Genomic DNA, 17,744 nt, shown 5'->3' with positions numbered 1-17,744 from the left:
CATTGAGGAGAAGCTCATGGCCGGCGCAAAAGAGATACGTAGTAAGATCGCAAGCGTCCAGAACACGCAAAAGATCACTAAAGCGATGGAGATGGTCGCCGCTTCCAAAATGCGTAAATCGCAGGATCGCATGGCGGCCAGCCGTCCTTATGCAGAAACCATGCGCAAAGTGATTGGTCACCTTGCACACGGTAATCTGGAATATAAGCACCCATACCTGGAAGACCGCGACGTTAAACGCGTGGGCTACCTGGTGGTGTCGACCGACCGTGGTTTGTGCGGTGGTTTGAACATTAACCTGTTCAAAAAACTGCTGGCGGAAATGAAGACCTGGACCGACAAAGGCGTTCAATGCGACCTCGCAATGATCGGCTCAAAAGGCGTGTCGTTCTTCAACTCCGTGGGCGGCAATGTTGTTGCCCAGGTCACCGGCATGGGGGATAACCCTTCCCTGTCCGAACTGATCGGTCCGGTAAAAGTGATGTTGCAGGCCTACGACGAAGGCCGTCTGGACAAGCTTTACATTGTCAGCAACAAATTTATTAACACCATGTCTCAGGTTCCGACCATCAGCCAGCTGCTGCCGTTACCGGCATCAGATGATGATGATCTGAAACATAAATCCTGGGATTACCTGTACGAACCCGATCCGAAGGCGTTGCTGGATACCCTGCTGCGTCGTTATGTCGAATCTCAGGTTTATCAGGGCGTGGTTGAAAACCTGGCCAGCGAGCAGGCCGCCCGTATGGTGGCGATGAAAGCCGCGACCGACAATGGCGGCAGCCTGATTAAAGAGCTGCAGTTGGTATACAACAAAGCTCGTCAGGCCAGCATTACTCAGGAACTCACCGAGATCGTCTCGGGGGCCGCCGCGGTTTAAACAGGTTATTTCGTAGAGGATTTAAGATGGCTACTGGAAAGATTGTCCAGGTAATCGGCGCCGTAGTTGACGTCGAATTCCCTCAGGATGCCGTACCGCGCGTGTACGATGCTCTTGAGGTGCAAAATGGTAATGAGCGTCTGGTGCTGGAAGTTCAGCAGCAGCTCGGGGGCGGTATCGTGCGTACCATCGCAATGGGTTCCTCCGACGGTCTGCGTCGCGGTCTGGATGTAAAAGACCTCGAACACCCGATCGAAGTCCCGGTCGGTAAAGCGACTCTGGGCCGTATCATGAACGTACTGGGTGAACCGGTCGACATGAAAGGCGAGATCGGTGAAGAAGAGCGTTGGGCGATTCACCGCGCAGCACCTTCCTACGAAGAGCTGTCAAACTCTCAGGAACTGCTGGAAACCGGTATCAAAGTTATCGACCTGATGTGTCCGTTCGCTAAGGGCGGTAAAGTCGGTCTGTTCGGTGGTGCGGGTGTAGGTAAAACTGTAAACATGATGGAGCTGATCCGTAACATCGCGATCGAGCACTCCGGTTACTCTGTGTTTGCGGGCGTAGGTGAACGTACTCGTGAGGGTAACGACTTCTACCACGAAATGACCGACTCCAACGTTATCGACAAAGTATCCCTGGTATATGGCCAGATGAACGAGCCGCCGGGAAACCGTCTGCGCGTTGCACTGACCGGCCTGACCATGGCTGAGAAATTCCGTGACGAAGGTCGTGACGTTCTGCTGTTCGTTGACAACATCTATCGTTACACCCTGGCCGGTACGGAAGTATCCGCACTGCTGGGCCGTATGCCTTCAGCGGTAGGTTATCAGCCGACCCTGGCGGAAGAGATGGGCGTTCTTCAGGAACGTATCACCTCCACCAAAACTGGTTCTATCACCTCCGTACAGGCGGTATACGTACCTGCGGATGACTTGACTGACCCGTCTCCGGCAACCACCTTTGCGCACCTTGACGCAACCGTGGTACTGAGCCGTCAGATCGCGTCTCTGGGTATCTACCCGGCCGTTGACCCGCTGGACTCTACCAGCCGTCAGCTGGACCCGCTGGTGGTTGGTCAGGAACACTACGACACCGCGCGTGGCGTTCAGTCCATCCTGCAACGTTATCAGGAACTGAAAGACATCATCGCCATCCTGGGTATGGATGAACTGTCTGAAGAAGACAAACTGGTGGTAGCGCGTGCTCGTAAGATCCAGCGCTTCCTGTCCCAGCCGTTCTTCGTGGCAGAAGTATTCACCGGTTCTCCGGGTAAATACGTCTCCCTGAAAGACACCATCCGTGGCTTTAAAGGCATCATGGAAGGCGAATACGATCACCTGCCGGAGCAGGCGTTCTACATGGTCGGTTCCATCGAAGAAGCAGTGGAAAAAGCCAAAAAACTTTAACGCCTTAATCGGAGGGTGATATGGCAATGACTTACCACCTGGACGTCGTCAGCGCAGAGCAACAAATGTTCTCTGGTCTGGTCGAGAAAATCCAGGTAACGGGTAGCGAAGGTGAACTGGGCATTTACCCGGGCCACGCACCGCTGCTCACCGCCATTAAGCCTGGTATGATTCGCATCGTGAAACAGCACGGTCACGAAGAGTTTATCTATCTGTCTGGCGGCATTCTTGAAGTGCAGCCTGGCAACGTGACCGTTCTGGCCGACACCGCAATTCGCGGCCAGGATCTCGACGAAGCGCGAGCCATGGAAGCGAAACGTAAGGCTGAAGAGCACATTAGCAGCTCTCACGGCGACGTAGATTACGCTCAGGCGTCTGCGGAACTGGCCAAAGCGATCGCGCAGTTGCGCGTTATCGAGTTGACCAAAAAAGCGATGTAACACCGGCTTGAAAAGCTCAAAAGCCAGTCTGGAAACAGACTGGCTTTTTTATATGTATTTTGCTGATTGATACAAAAATTATATTATTCATCAAAAAGTTAGCGTCTTGTTAAGTCGTTAATTGTCACCTTTTCTCCATAGTGATATCGTCCCTGTTGTTATTATTATTTCTATAATTATATGAGGGATCATATCTATGTCTTTTAAAACGTCTTTTGAAGGTGTCCAACCGGTTGTGATGACCGATCGCGCCACCTTTATCCGCCGTGCTTATATGCATCTGGCTGGGGCAGTTGTCGGGTTCATCATTCTCAGCGCGCTGTTTATCTTTAGTGGGCTTGGCAAAATGATGCTTAGGGTGCTGATGAACAGTGGTCAGTTTGGTTGGCTGGTGGTGCTGGGTGCTTTTATTCTGGTCAGCATGCTGGCGACTCGTCTGGCAGATAATGTGGAGTCTAATCAGACCCAACTGATTGGACTGGGGATATACGTACTGGCAGAAGCGTTAATTTTTGCACCTTTACTGACACTGGCAGCGTATATTAATCCAGCAATTATTGGCGCGGCGGGCATCACCACAGCACTGCTTGTGGGGGGTCTGACATTCACTGCCTTCACGACCAAAAAAGATTTCTCTTTCATGCGTTCGTTTTTAACCATGGCGGGCTTTATCGCTTTCGGTGCCATTATCGCGAGCATTTTTATGGGATTCTCACTGGGCGTCTGGTTCTCGGCGGCAATGGTGCTGTTGTGTGCTGGCTTCGTGCTGTACGACACGTCTAATATTATTCATCATTATCCTACCGATCGTCCGGCAGGCGCGGCGCTACATCTCTTCGCCTCTATCGCTACCATGTTCTGGTATGTTCTGCGCATTTTCATGTCCCGCGATTAACCCTGCTTGTATAAACCAGCGAAATTATTCGCTGGTTTTCCCGTTTATTCATTGATCGAAATAAGAGCAAAAACATCCACCTGACGCTTAAATGAAGGTACTGCCTTAATTTTCTGCAGACAAAAGGCGTGACGATGGTCGAAAATGGCACTTTCGTCAGCGGGGATAATCCGTTATTGAACAATTTATCCTCTGTCCATTTCACGATGAAAAAAATGTAGTTTTTTCAAGGTGAAGCGGTTTAAATTCGTTCTCAAATTACAGTCAGGACGCGTATGTTGAATAATGCTATGAGCGTAGTGATCCTTGCCGCAGGTAAAGGCACGCGCATGTATTCCGATCTTCCGAAAGTGCTGCATACCCTTGCCGGGAAAGCGATGGTTCAGCATGTCATTGATGCTGCGAATGAATTAGGCGCAGCGCACGTTCACCTGGTGTACGGTCACGGCGGCGATCTGCTTAAACAGGCGCTGAAAGACGATAACCTGAACTGGGTGCTTCAGGCAGAACAGCTGGGTACGGGCCATGCAATGCAGCAAGCCGCACCTTTTTTTGCCGATGACGAAGACATTTTAATGCTCTACGGCGACGTGCCGCTGATCTCTGTTGAAACACTCCAGCGCCTGCGTGATGCGAAACCGCAGGGTGGCATTGGTCTGCTGACGGTTAAACTGGATGATCCGACCGGTTATGGACGTATCACCCGTGAAAACGGCAAAGTTACCGGCATTGTTGAGCACAAAGATGCCACCGACGAGCAGCGTCAGATTCAGGAGATCAACACCGGCATTCTGATCGCCAACGGCGCAGATATGAAACGCTGGCTGGCTAAACTGACCAACAATAACGCGCAGGGCGAATACTACATCACCGATATTATTGCGCTGGCGTATCAGGAAGGACGTGAAATTGTTGCCGTTCATCCGCAACGTTTAAGCGAAGTAGAAGGCGTGAATAACCGCCTGCAACTCTCGCGTCTGGAGCGTGTTTATCAATCCGAACAAGCTGAAAAACTGCTGTTAGCAGGCGTTATGCTGCGCGATCCGGCGCGTTTTGATCTGCGCGGTACGCTTACTCACGGGCGCGATGTTGAAATTGATACTAACGTTATCATCGAGGGCAACGTGACTCTCGGTAATCGCGTGAAAATCGGCACCGGTTGCGTGATTAAAAACAGCGTGATTGGCGATGATTGCGAAATTAGCCCGTATACCGTTGTGGAAGATGCGAATCTGGCAGCGGCCTGTACCATTGGCCCGTTTGCCCGTCTTCGTCCTGGTGCTGAGTTGCTGGAAGGCGCACACGTCGGTAACTTCGTTGAGATGAAAAAAGCGCGTCTGGGTAAAGGCTCGAAAGCCGGTCATCTGACTTACCTGGGGGATGCGGAAATTGGCGATAACGTCAACATCGGCGCAGGAACCATTACCTGCAACTACGATGGTGCGAATAAATTTAAAACCATTATTGGCGACGATGTGTTTGTTGGATCCGATACTCAGCTGGTGGCCCCGGTAACGGTAGGCAAAGGCGCAACCATTGCTGCGGGTACAACTGTGACGCGTAATGTTGGCGAAAATGCTCTGGCAATCAGCCGTGTGCCGCAGTCGCAAAAAGAAGGCTGGCGTCGTCCGGTAAAGAAAAAGTAATTCTGGCTGGGTAATCCGGCCATATGGGGTGAGGAGATAACATAATCTCCCGCCCACAAGCAGTAACTATAAAAATAACCCCACTCTCTACAAAGGCTCGGGGCGCCCGAAAAACGGGCATACAGGTTGACCGACAACGATATAAATCGGAATCAAAAACTATGTGTGGAATTGTTGGCGCGATCGCGCAACGTGATGTAGCAGAAATCCTTCTTGAAGGTTTACGTCGTCTGGAATACCGCGGATATGACTCTGCCGGTCTGGCGGTTGTAGATGCAGAAGGTCATATGACCCGCCTGCGTCGCCTCGGTAAAGTCCAGATGCTGGCCCAGGCAGCGGAAGAACATCCTCTGCATGGCGGCACCGGGATTGCTCACACTCGCTGGGCGACGCACGGCGAACCTTCAGAAGTGAATGCGCATCCGCATGTTTCTGAACACATTGTGGTGGTGCATAACGGCATCATCGAAAACCATGAACCGCTGCGTGAAGCGTTAAAAGCACGTGGCTATACCTTTGTTTCTGAAACCGACACCGAAGTGATTGCACACCTGGTGAACTGGGAACTGAAACAAGGCGGTACTCTGCGTGAGGCTGTTCTGCGTGCTATTCCGCAACTGCGCGGCGCGTACGGTACGGTAATTATGGACTCCCGTCACCCGGATACCCTGCTGGCGGCTCGTTCTGGTAGCCCGCTGGTGATTGGCCTGGGCATGGGCGAAAACTTTATTGCTTCTGACCAGTTGGCGCTGTTGCCAGTGACCCGTCGCTTTATCTTCCTTGAAGAAGGCGATATTGCGGAAATCACTCGCCGTTCGGTAAACATCTTCGATAAAACTGGCGCGGAAGTGAAACGTCAGGATATCGAATCCAATCTGCAATATGACGCGGGCGATAAAGGTATTTACCGCCACTACATGCAGAAAGAGATCTACGAACAGCCGAACGCGATCAAAAACACCCTTACCGGGCGCATCAGCCACGGTCAGGTTGATTTGAGCGAGCTGGGACCGAACGCCGACGAACTGCTGTCGAAGGTTGAGCATATTCAGATCCTCGCCTGTGGTACTTCTTACAACTCCGGTATGGTTTCCCGCTACTGGTTTGAAGCGCTGGCAGGTATTCCGTGCGATGTTGAAATCGCCTCTGAATTCCGCTATCGCAAATCAGCCGTGCGTCGTAACAGCCTGATGATCACTCTGTCGCAGTCCGGTGAAACCGCGGATACCCTGGCGGGTCTGCGTCTGTCAAAAGAATTGGGTTACCTTGGATCGCTGGCAATCTGTAACGTTCCTGGCTCTTCGCTGGTACGTGAATCCGATTTGGCGCTGATGACCAATGCGGGTACGGAAATCGGCGTGGCGTCTACTAAAGCATTCACCACCCAGTTAACTGTGCTGTTGATGCTGGTGGCGAAGCTGTCTCGCCTGAAAGGTCTGGATGCCTCCATTGAGCATGATATCGTGCATGGTCTGCAGGCGTTACCGAGCCGTATTGAGCAGATGCTGTCTCAGGACAAACGCATTGAAGCTCTGGCAGAAGATTTCTCTGATAAACACCACGCGCTGTTCCTGGGCCGTGGCGATCAGTATCCAATTGCGCTGGAAGGCGCATTGAAGCTGAAAGAGATCTCTTATATTCATGCGGAAGCCTACGCAGCAGGCGAACTGAAACACGGTCCGCTGGCGCTGATTGACGCGGATATGCCGGTTATCGTCGTCGCACCGAACAACGAACTGCTGGAAAAACTGAAATCCAACATTGAAGAAGTTCGCGCGCGCGGCGGTCAGTTGTATGTCTTTGCCGATCAGGATGCTGGTTTTGTGAGCAGTGATAACATGCACATCATCGAGATGCCGCATGTGGAAGAGGTGATTGCACCGATCTTCTACACCGTTCCGCTGCAGTTACTGGCTTATCACGTCGCGCTGATCAAAGGCACCGACGTTGACCAGCCGCGTAACCTGGCAAAATCGGTTACGGTTGAGTAATTTTCATCATTGATATAAAGGGCTGCCGACGGGCGGCCTTTTTTTTATAAAGGGTATCAGTGGGTTATTATTGATGCGAAAATTAATATAAATATATTCTGAATTATTGGTGATGTCCGATAATACACTTGATTTTTTACTGTTTTAATAATATTTAAATAATAAATTTATATTTAATTTCGCATAATTAATATTATTTTTAGATAAATCTACCCCATTGGTGTACTATGCCTCTGAATCATAAATACACTTATTAATTTAAGTGATGATTTAGACTGAAGGATATATTATATCAATGGAGTTCGTATGAAACGTAATATTATTGGTGGTGCACTTACGCTGGCATCTTTAATGTTAGCCGGAAATGCACTTGCAGAAGATGGCGTTGTTCACTTTGTCGGTGAAATTGTCGATAGCACATGTGAAGTGACTTCCGATACCGCCGATCAAACTGTTCCTCTTGGTAAGGTCAACAAAAGTGCGTTTTCAGGAGTAGGCAGCCTGGCGTCACCACAGCAATTTAGTATTAAACTGGAAAAATGTCCGTCAACCTATACTGAGGCAGCCGTTCGTTTTGATGGTACCGAAGCACCTGGCGGATACGGTGATCTGAAAGTAGGTTCACCTATTACAGCGAGTGATCCGGGTGATTATACTGGCACAGGCGCTGCAATAGTTGCTACTGGCGTCGGCATCCGTATATTTAACCAGTCCGATAACTCTCAGGTTAAACTCTATAACGACTCCGCCTATACCGCTATCGACGGTGAAGGCAAGGCTGAAATGAAGTTTATTGCACGCTATGTTGCTACCAATGCGACCGTAACGGCGGGTACGGCGAACGCGGATTCACAATTTACCATCGAATATAAGAAATAATTAATTCAGAGCCTTTTTATTCAGTTGGCTTTGGCCAGGGAGTCGTTATGTCCAGAAAAAGTTGTTTAATCAGGCTCTTTAAAGCAATAATTTCGCATAACTTATTATATATCATGCTACTAAGCGCCTTTTTATTCCGGCCAGCATTAACCTATGCTGGTGTTGTTATTGGTGGTACACGAGTCGTTTATGCGAGCAATAATGCAGATAAATCTATTTCTGTATTTAGTAAGGAAGAAAAAATTCCTTATCTCATCCAGGCATGGGTGGACCCATTTAATAAAGATGATAAAACTAAAGCGCCATTTATTGTTATTCCTCCGGTATCACGGTTAGAACCCGCACAAGAAAAAATATTACGTATCGTCCACACCAAAGGTTTGTCATTACCAGAGGATCGTGAGTCTGTCTTCTGGCTAAATATCAAAAACATTCCGCCCTCTGCGAGCAACAAAGAAGCGAATTCGCTGGAAATCGCCGTTAAAACGCGAATTAAGCTTTTCTGGAGACCGGCATCTATCCGCATGATTCCCGAAAATGCCGCACCAAAGGTGAAGTGGCATCGGGAAGGCCGAAATCTTATTGCTGAGAACCCTAACCCGATTCATATCAGCGTGATGGATGTCATTGTTGATGGCCATGATGTGCCTCTCAACATGATCCGACCTTTCGAGACGCTCACATTACCGTTGCCTGCTAATTCTTCGGGTAGCCAAATGACCTGGCGATTTATTAATGACTACGGCGCGATAAGCGAGCCAATAAAGCAAGCGTTGTAAGCATTGCATAAGGATAGGCGAATTATGGTTACGACCAGAATAGCGGTTGGCCTGACGGCAGGGACGTGTCTCGTTTTCTCGCAAAGCCTGATGGCCGAGGTCAGCGTATTTAATCCGGCGCTGCTGGAAATAGACCATCAATCCGGAGTCGATATTCGCCAGTTTAACAAAGCGAATCACATACCTCCCGGCGTCTACAGTGTTGATATTTTTATCAATGGCAAAATGTTCGAACGGCAGGATGTGACTTTTGTTCAGGATAACCCTGATGCCGATCTGCACGCCTGCTTTGTCGCGGTTAAAAAAACGCTGACTTCCTTTGGTGTAAAAGTTGACGCGCTGAAATCGCTCAATAAGGTGGATGACAATGCCTGTATTGACCCTGCACCACGCATTGAAGGCTCAACATGGCAACTGGACGGCGATAAGCTGCAACTGAATATCACCATTCCCCAGATCTATATGGATGCGATGGCTTACGATTACATAAGCCCCACGCGTTGGGATGAGGGAATTAACGCACTGACTATCAACTACGATTTTTCCGGTTCACATACTCTGCGCTCGGATTACAGCTCACAGGATACCGATACCAGTTATCTCAACCTGCGTAACGGATTCAATATTGGGCCGTGGCGACTCCGCAATTACAGCACCTTGAACACCACTGATGGTCGTGCGGAATACAACTCTATCAGCACCTGGATACAACGTGATATTGCTGCGTTAAGAAGCCAGATTATGATCGGCGATACGTGGACGGCGAGCGATATTTTCGACAGCACGCAAATCCGTGGTGCACGACTTTATACTGATAAAGATATGTTACCCGCCAGCCAGAATGGCTTCGCGCCTGTGGTTCATGGGATTGCAAAATCCAACGCCACCGTCATCATTCGACAGAACGGCTACGTAATTTATCAGTCAGCCGTGCCACAAGGTGCCTTTGAAATCACCGACCTCAATACTGCCAGCTCAGGCGGCGACCTGGACGTGACTATCAAGGAAGAAGATGGTAGTGAACAACGATTCACCCAGCCTTATGCGTCGCTGGCAATCCTCAAACGTGAAGGTCAGACCGATGTAGATGTTAGCGTGGGGGAGCTGCGCGATGAAGATGGTTTTACTCCTGACGTGCTTCAGGCACAGATCCTTCATGGCTTGCCCCACGGTTTTACCTTGTATGGTGGCGTACAGGCTGCTGAAAAGTATGGTTCTGTTGCTTTGGGGGTAGGTAAAGATCTCGGTTCTCTGGGAGCCATCTCTTTAGATGCGACACATGCCAGAGCGAAATTTGCAGATGATGATACGGAAACGGGTCAGTCATATCGTTTTCTGTATTCAAAACGTTTTGACGATACAGACACCAGCTTACGCCTGGTTGGCTATCGTTACTCCACCGAAGGCTACTATACCCTCAATGAATGGGCATCCCGGCAAAATAGTCCAGAAGATTTCTGGCAAACCGGAAACCGTCGCAGCCGTGTGGAAGGAACGTTAACGCAATCGCTGGGCAGAGATTATGGCAACTTATACCTGACATTAAGCCGCCAGCAATATTGGCACACAGATGATGTCGAACGATTAATCCAATTTGGTTACAGCAGTAGCTGGAAGCGACTCTCGTGGAACGTCTCGTGGAGTTATTCCAATACGGCCCGGCAAGGGACGAGTAATAGTTATGCCAGTGATAACACCAGCGAACAAATCTACATGCTCTCTTTATCAGTTCCATTATCGGGCTGGTGGGGAAATAGTTATGCCACCTATTCGGTTTCGCAAAATGATGATTCTGGTAGCTCGCATCAACTTGGCCTAAGCGGTACGGCGCTGGAGAAAAATAATCTCTCCTGGAATCTCATGCAGTCCTATAACAGCCGCGATGATCAAGTAGGCGGTAATATGTCGCTGACCTATGACGGTACCTACGGCACGTTAAACGGCAGTTATAACTACAGCCAAAATTCTCAGCGACTCAATTATGGTATCCGGGGGGGTATTTTGGCGCACAGTGAAGGGATAACGTTTAGCCAGGAACTGGGTGAAACCATTGCCCTTATTAAAGCACCGGGAGCCGCAGGTCTGGAAATTGATAATATGCGCGGGGCGGCAACAGACTGGCGTGGTTACACGGTTAAGACACAGCTAAATCCTTATGATGAAAACCGGGTAGCGATCAGCGACAACTATTTCTCTAAGTCGAATGTTGAACTCGATAATACCGTCGTTACGATGGTTCCTACCCGCGGCGCGGTGGTTAAAGCGGAGTTTGTGACGCATGTGGGTTACCGCGTTCTCTTCAGAGTGGTAAATGCAAATGGTAAACCGGCACCTTTTGGCGCCATTGCCTCAGTTCAAAACGCAAGTACCGCCGATTCAGGAATAGTCGGTGATTCTGGTGAGCTTTATCTCTCGGGTCTGTCAGATAAAGGGCAGGTCACTTTATCCTGGGGAGGAGACGCAGTCACGAAATGTACCTTTGGCTACTCACTTTCCGTACCAGAAAATGAGAATGGTTTAATTGAACAGAGTGTCACCTGTAAATAAAGGTTTTTTATGAAAAATAATATTCTGGTGTGGTGTTTTTCTATTGTTGCCATTTTTTACACGAGTACGACTCTTGCGGCTCCTAAAGGTATCTGTACTCCGGATAATGGCGTTTTTCATAGCGTGCTTGATTTTCCTGGATATGTTATTACGGCAGCTCAAAATAAAGCGGGGGGCACATTTAATACGACAGTAACTAATGGTGGGTCTTATCCGGCACACTGTCATTGTGATACTGGAACAGCCGGTGAATTTCCCTATATTTACTACACGGCAAGAATAAATGAATCTTTAAGTTATGCAGGCGTTCATTCTAATTTAAATTACTATAATCTTAATTCTCATCTTGATGTAGGTATGGCAATCGATCTTTTGGGAGTCGGATTTGTTAATGCACCATTCGAGTATCATGCTAACAATCCCTCTGGAACAACAGTATATAAGTGTAGTAGAGTCGACCCATTAAGTATTTCCAGTGGCGCTAAGGCTCAGGTTTATTTTTATATCAAAAAGCCATTTGCAGGAAAGTTAATTATTCCCGAGACGCTTATCGCAAAGTTGTATGGAACTATCAGTCGTGATACACCGGTTGATTATTCTAAACCGATGGCTGATGTTTATATTCGTGGAGACATTACTGCACCACAAAGTTGTGAAATTAATAGTTTGCAGCCTATTAATTTTGATTTTAGTACTATTCCAGCCTCAGATTTTTCATCTGTTGTCGGGAGTGCTGTGTCAGCGCATAAAATCACCAAAACTGTCACCATTAAGTGTGAGTATTTAGGAATACTGAATACGGATGATATCACTACCTCTTTTTACGCTACTGAATCCAGTAGCGATAATTCAATGGTTGTAACATCAAACCCAAATGTAGGGGTAAAAATCTACGATAAAAATAACAGGGAAATCAAGGTCAACGGTGGAGAACTGTCAACTGATATGGGAGCAACAAGCGTTTATGGCGAGAAAGCTGGCAGCGTGACGTTTTCTGCTGCGCCTGCGAGCCTCACGGGTGCTCGACCCGCGCCAGGAACATTTACTGCTACGGCAACAATTACCATCGAAATTGTTCGCTAATCAAACTGACAGCGGTGCTCAACGCGCCGTTGTCATCAGACACCTCTTTCTAACCTATTTGCACATGACATGACAAAAAGATGACATGAGTTTTTTTTGTCTGGTTATAAAAATCAATAAATTACGCATAAATCTCGTTGTGTCATAAAACTGTCATAAACCTTACATATAACTGTCACCTGTTTGTCCTATTTTGCTTCTCGTAGCCAACAAACAATGCTTTATGAATCCTCCCAGGAGACATTATGAAAGTTATGCGTACCACCGTCGCAACTGTTGTCGCCGCGACCTTATCGATGAGCGCTTTCTCTGTGTTTGCAGAAGCAAGCCTGACAGGTGCAGGTGCAACCTTCCCTGCGCCGGTGTATGCCAAATGGGCTGACACTTACCAGAAAGAAACCGGTAATAAAGTTAACTACCAGGGTATCGGTTCTTCCGGCGGCGTAAAACAGATTATCGCCAACACCGTTGATTTCGGTGCTTCTGACGCGCCGCTGTCTGACGAAAAACTGGCTCAGGAAGGTCTGTTCCAGTTCCCAACCGTAATTGGCGGCGTGGTGCTGGCGGTTAACATTCCGGGGCTAAAATCTGGCGAACTGGTGCTGGATGGTAAAACCCTCGGTGACATCTACTTGGGCAAAATCAAAAAGTGGGATGATGAAGCCATCGCCAAACTGAATCCGGGTCTGAAACTGCCTTCACAGAACATTGCTGTAGTGCGCCGCGCAGATGGCTCCGGGACTTCCTTCGTCTTCACCAGCTACCTGGCAAAAGTGAACGAAGAATGGAAAAACAACGTTGGTACTGGCTCTACCGTAAAATGGCCGATCGGTCTGGGCGGTAAAGGTAACGACGGTATCGCCGCGTTCGTTCAGCGTCTGCCGGGTGCAATTGGTTACGTTGAATATGCTTACGCTAAGCAGAACAACCTGGCGTACACAAAATTGATCTCCGCTGATGGTAAACCGGTTAGTCCGACCGAAGAAAACTTCGCTAATGCAGCAAAAGGCGCAGACTGGAGCAAAACATTCGCTCAGGATCTGACCAACCAGAAAGGCGAAGATGCATGGCCTATCACTTCTACCACCTTCATTCTGGTCCACAAAGATCAGAAGAAACCTGAGCAGGGTGTAGAAGTGCTGAAGTTCTTCGACTGGGCGTACAAAACCGGGGCTAAACAGGCTAACGACCTGGATTACGCCAGCCTGCCGGATAGCGTAGTTGAACAAGTTCGCGCTGCGTGGAAGACCAATATTAAAGACAGTAGCGGCAAGCCACTGTACTAATAAAACACCATGCCGGATAAGGCATTAACAGCTTATCCGGCATTACAAAATGACTTTGTAAACGCGTTTAACTGAAGAGTAACTTATGGCTGCAACCAAGCCTGCTTTTAACCCTCCGGGTAAAAAGGGCGACATAATTTTCAGCGTGCTGGTAAAACTGGCGGCGCTGATTGTGCTATTGATGTTGGGTGGCATTATTGTCTCTCTGATCATCTCCTCCTGGCCGAGCATTCAGAAATTTGGTCTGGCTTTCCTGTGGACCAAAGAGTGGGATGCGCCGAATGATATCTACGGGGCGCTGGTGCCGATCTACGGTACTCTGGTGACCTCGTTTATCGCGTTGCTGATCGCCGTCCCGGTGAGTTTCGGTATCGCCCTGTTTCTGACCGAGCTTGCGCCTGGCTGGCTGAAGCGCCCGCTGGGTATCGCCATTGAGTTGCTGGCAGCCATTCCAAGTATCGTTTACGGCATGTGGGGCCTGTTTATCTTTGCGCCGCTGTTCGCCGTTTACTTCCAGGAGCCGGTCGGCAATATCATGTCGAATATCCCGATTGTTGGCGCGCTGTTCTCCGGCCCGGCCTTTGGTATCGGTATCCTCGCGGCAGGCGTGATCCTCGCCATCATGATTATTCCGTACATTGCAGCGGTAATGCGCGATGTATTCGAACAAACTCCGGTGATGATGAAAGAGTCAGCCTACGGTATCGGCTGCACCACCTGGGAAGTTATCTGGCGTATCGTTCTTCCGTTCACCAAAAATGGGGTTATCGGCGGCATCATGCTGGGTCTGGGGCGCGCGCTCGGTGAAACCATGGCGGTGACCTTTATCATCGGTAACACCTACCAGCTCGACAGCGCCTCGCTGTACATGCCGGGCAACAGTATCACCTCTGCGCTGGCGAACGAATTTGCTGAAGCGGAATCCGGTCTGCACGTTGCCGCACTGATGGAACTGGGCCTGATCCTGTTTGTGATTACCTTCATCGTCCTCGCCGCATCGAAGTTTATGATTATGCGCCTGGCTAAGAATGAGGGGGCACGCTAATGGCTATGGTTGAAACGCAAACCACTGCGGCACTGGCAGAATCCCGCCGCAAAATGCAGGCGCGTCGCCGCCTCAAAAACCGTATTGCACTGACGCTCTCAATGGCGACGATGGCTTTCGGTTTGTTTTGGCTGATCTGGATTTTAATGTCCACCATCACTCGCGGTATCGATGGTATGTCGCTGGCGCTGTTCACCGAAATGACGCCGCCGCCAAATACGGAAGGCGGTGGTCTGGCGAACGCCCTGGCGGGTAGCGGCCTGTTAATTTTGTGGGCCACGGTATTCGGTACGCCACTGGGCATTATGGCGGGGATTTACCTGGCGGAATATGGACGTAAATCCTGGCTGGCAGAAGTTATTCGCTTCATTAACGACATTCTGCTCTCCGCGCCGTCGATTGTGGTTGGTCTGTTTGTTTACACCATCGTGGTGGCGCAAATGGAGCACTTCTCCGGCTGGGCGGGCGTGATTGCCCTGGCGTTGTTGCAGGTACCGATTGTTATCCGCACCACTGAGAACATGCTGAAACTGGTGCCGGACAGCCTGCGTGAAGCGGCTTATGCGCTGGGTACGCCGAAGTGGAAGATGATCTCCGCGATTACGCTAAAAGCGTCGGTGTCCGGGATTATGACCGGTATCCTGCTGGCGATTGCCCGTATTGCTGGTGAAACCGCGCCACTGCTGTTTACTGCGCTCTCCAACCAGTTCTGGAGCACGGACATGATGCAGCCGATCGCCAACCTGCCGGTGACGATCTTTAAGTTTGCGATGAGCCCGTTTGCGGAATGGCAACAACTGGCCTGGGCCGGGGTGTTGATTATTACCCTGTGCGTCCTGCTGCTGAACATTCTGGCGCGCGTTGTTTTTGCGAAGAATAAACACGGTTAACACTTTGCCGGATGCGGTGTGAACGCCTTATCCGGCCTACGGTAAGCCTGATTAGCGAAGTGCATCAGGCACGATGAGGAAAAGATTGCAATGAGTATGGTTGAAACTGCCCCGAGTAAAATTCAGGTTCGTAATTTGAACTTCTACTACGGCAAATTCCATGCCCTGAAAAACATCAACCTGGATATCGCCAAAAACCAGGTTACGGCGTTTATCGGGCCGTCTGGCTGCGGTAAATCGACGCTGCTGCGTACTTTCAACAAAATGTTTGAACTGTATCCGGAGCAGCGTGCGGAAGGTGAGATTCTGCTCGATGGCGACAACATCCTGACTAACACTCAGGATATCGCCCTGCTGCGTGCGAAAGTGGGCATGGTGTTCCAGAAACCGACGCCGTTCCCTATGTCCATCTACGACAACATCGCCTTTGGTGTTCGTCTGTTTGAGAAGCTCTCCCGTGCGGATATGGACGAGCGCGTGCAGTGGGCATTGACCAAAGCCGCATTGTGGAACGAAACCAAAGATAAATTGCACCAGAGCGGTTACTCTCTCTCTGGTGGTCAGCAACAGCGTCTGTGCATTGCGCGTGGTATCGCCATTCGCCCGGAAGTGCTGCTGCTCGACGAACCGTGTTCGGCGCTCGACCCTATCTCTACCGGGCGTATTGAAGAGCTGATCACCGAACTGAAGCAGGATTACACCGTAGTGATCGTCACCCACAACATGCAGCAGGCTGCGCGTTGTTCCGACCACACGGCGTTTATGTACCTGGGCGAATTGATTGAGTTCAGCAACACGGACGATCTGTTCACCAAACCAGCGAAGAAACAAACAGAAGACTACATCACCGGTCGTTACGGTTGATTCAGGAGTGCGTTATGGACAGTCTCAATCTTAATAAACATATTTCCGGCCAGTTCAACGCCGAACTGGAAAGCATCCGCACGCAGGTGATGACCATGGGCGGCATGGTGGAGCAGCAGCTTTCTGATGCAATCACCGCGATGCATAACCAGGACAGCGATCTGGCGAAGCGGGTGATCGAAGGCGACAAGAACGTCAACATGATGGAAGTGGCGATCGATGAAGCCTGCGTGCGCATTATCGCCAAACGTCAGCCGACGGCGAGCGACCTGCGTCTGGTGATGGTGATCAGCAAAACCATTGCCGAGCTGGAGCGTATTGGTGACGTGGCGGATAAAATCTGCCGTACTGCGCTGGAGAAATTCTCCCAGCAGCATCAGCCGTTGCTGGTAAGCCTGGAATCACTGGGGCGTCACACTATCCAGATGCTGCATGACGTGCTGGACGCGTTCGCGCGGATGGATATTGACGAAGCGGTGCGAATTTATCGGGAAGATAAAAAAGTCGATCAGGAGTACGAAGGTATTGTTCGTCAACTGATGACCTACATGATGGAAGATTCGCGCACCATTCCGAGCGTCCTTACCGCGCTGTTCTGTGCACGTTCTATCGAACGTATCGGCGACCGCTGCCAGAATATTTGTGAATACATCTTCTACTACGTGAAAGGTCAGGATTTCCGTCACGTAGGCGGTGATGAGCTGGATAAACTGCTGGCCGGAAAAGACCCGAAAGAGTAACGCTAACTGTAGGTCAGATAAGGCTTTTACGCCGCATCTGGCAATCAGCCCGGTCATACATAGTTACCGGGCTGATAAACTTTCTCCTTGAAATATTGCCACACAAACTCACCTCGAAACTCTCCCCAGTGCAATGCAAATATATTATTTCATTTGAATTATTTTACTTATAATGTAGTGCCCCGTTATAAAATTTTTTTTGTTATTCCTTTCATTTATATCGTTACCCGCACAGAAAATGGAAAAGAAAACAAAAAAACCAGGGTAAAAGCCCTATATCGGAACATAAAAAATGAGCGATTTTTTACAGTATTCATAGGTGGTTTAGTCATAATCGTATCAAAACAACACCAAAGTGTTCTTTTTTATA

General features: G+C 49.4%; 15 protein-coding genes. All 15 read left to right on the top strand.

The annotated features are described in order from the left end of the window. Nucleotides 1-16 precede the first annotated feature (16 nt). The 15 genes from atpG (at nucleotide 17) to phoU (ending at nucleotide 17,374) form a co-directional block, all read left to right on the top strand. Entirely contained in the window at nucleotides 17-880 is an 864-nt protein-coding gene (gene atpG, locus QUF14_RS22845; protein WP_000896498.1) for a F0F1 ATP synthase subunit gamma, read from the top strand. 26 nt (nucleotides 881-906) lie between these two features. Beyond that, nucleotides 907-2,289, top strand: coding sequence for a F0F1 ATP synthase subunit beta (gene atpD / locus QUF14_RS22840; protein WP_000190506.1), 1,383 nt, complete (start codon nucleotides 907-909; stop codon nucleotides 2,287-2,289). 20 nt (nucleotides 2,290-2,309) lie between these two features. Further along, nucleotides 2,310-2,729, top strand: coding sequence for a F0F1 ATP synthase subunit epsilon (locus QUF14_RS22835; protein ID WP_001251965.1), 420 nt, complete (start codon nucleotides 2,310-2,312; stop codon nucleotides 2,727-2,729). Nucleotides 2,730-2,925: 196 nt separating this feature from the next. Further along, on the top strand, nucleotides 2,926-3,624 hold the full coding sequence (locus QUF14_RS22830) for a Bax inhibitor-1/YccA family protein (protein WP_000008757.1): 699 nt from the start codon (nucleotides 2,926-2,928) through the stop codon (nucleotides 3,622-3,624). Nucleotides 3,625-3,899: 275 nt separating this feature from the next. Beyond that, on the top strand, nucleotides 3,900-5,270 hold the full coding sequence (gene glmU, locus QUF14_RS22825; protein WP_000933745.1) for a bifunctional UDP-N-acetylglucosamine diphosphorylase/glucosamine-1-phosphate N-acetyltransferase GlmU: 1,371 nt from the start codon (nucleotides 3,900-3,902) through the stop codon (nucleotides 5,268-5,270). 161 nt (nucleotides 5,271-5,431) lie between these two features. Further along, a complete protein-coding gene (gene glmS / locus QUF14_RS22820; protein WP_000334093.1) occupies nucleotides 5,432-7,261 on the top strand; it encodes a glutamine--fructose-6-phosphate transaminase (isomerizing) in 1,830 nt (609 codons plus the stop codon). Between the two features lie 306 nt (nucleotides 7,262-7,567). Beyond that, a complete protein-coding gene (locus tag QUF14_RS22815) occupies nucleotides 7,568-8,140 on the top strand; it encodes a chaperone-usher fimbrial major subunit (protein WP_100733622.1) in 573 nt (190 codons plus the stop codon). Nucleotides 8,141-8,187: 47 nt separating this feature from the next. Beyond that, a complete protein-coding gene (gene lpfB-O113, locus QUF14_RS22810; RefSeq protein ID WP_000088103.1) occupies nucleotides 8,188-8,919 on the top strand; it encodes a long polar fimbrial chaperone LpfB-O113 in 732 nt (243 codons plus the stop codon). A 24-nt stretch (nucleotides 8,920-8,943) separates the two neighbouring features. Then, nucleotides 8,944-11,466 carry a long polar fimbrial usher protein LpfC-O113 gene (lpfC-O113, locus tag QUF14_RS22805; RefSeq protein ID WP_000258938.1) on the top strand — a complete coding sequence of 841 codons (2,523 nt, stop codon included), beginning with the start codon at nucleotides 8,944-8,946 and terminating at the stop codon, nucleotides 11,464-11,466. Nucleotides 11,467-11,475: 9 nt separating this feature from the next. Continuing rightward, the gene (locus QUF14_RS22800; RefSeq protein ID WP_000794369.1) at nucleotides 11,476-12,549 is read left to right on the top strand and encodes a fimbrial protein; all 1,074 of its coding nucleotides are present in this window, start codon (nucleotides 11,476-11,478) and stop codon (nucleotides 12,547-12,549) included. Nucleotides 12,550-12,794: 245 nt separating this feature from the next. After that, nucleotides 12,795-13,835, top strand: a complete 1,041-nt coding sequence (gene pstS / locus QUF14_RS22795; RefSeq protein ID WP_000867152.1) for a phosphate ABC transporter substrate-binding protein PstS — start codon at nucleotides 12,795-12,797, stop codon at nucleotides 13,833-13,835. An 85-nt stretch (nucleotides 13,836-13,920) separates the two neighbouring features. Next, on the top strand, nucleotides 13,921-14,880 hold the full coding sequence (pstC, locus tag QUF14_RS22790; protein ID WP_000741620.1) for a phosphate ABC transporter permease PstC: 960 nt from the start codon (nucleotides 13,921-13,923) through the stop codon (nucleotides 14,878-14,880). After that, nucleotides 14,880-15,770: a phosphate ABC transporter permease PstA gene (gene pstA / locus QUF14_RS22785; protein WP_001252002.1), complete on the top strand. Its 891-nt coding sequence runs from the start codon at nucleotides 14,880-14,882 to the stop codon at nucleotides 15,768-15,770. Before pstC ends, pstA begins: the two co-directional genes overlap by 1 nt. Nucleotides 15,771-15,860: 90 nt before the next feature. Next, nucleotides 15,861-16,634 carry a phosphate ABC transporter ATP-binding protein PstB gene (gene pstB / locus QUF14_RS22780; protein WP_000063126.1) on the top strand — a complete coding sequence of 258 codons (774 nt, stop codon included), beginning with the start codon at nucleotides 15,861-15,863 and terminating at the stop codon, nucleotides 16,632-16,634. Between the two features lie 14 nt (nucleotides 16,635-16,648). After that, nucleotides 16,649-17,374 (top strand): phosphate signaling complex protein PhoU, encoded by a 726-nt coding sequence (phoU, locus tag QUF14_RS22775; protein ID WP_000377789.1) that lies wholly within the window; start codon nucleotides 16,649-16,651, stop codon nucleotides 17,372-17,374. The last annotated feature ends 370 nt before the right edge of the window (nucleotides 17,375-17,744 follow it).

The organism is Escherichia sp. HH091_1A (assembly GCF_030295175.1).
GTDB lineage: Bacteria > Pseudomonadota > Gammaproteobacteria > Enterobacterales > Enterobacteriaceae > Escherichia > Escherichia coli_F.
Note: the sequence above shows the minus strand (reverse complement) of the source record. Positions and strands in the feature narration are given on the sequence as shown.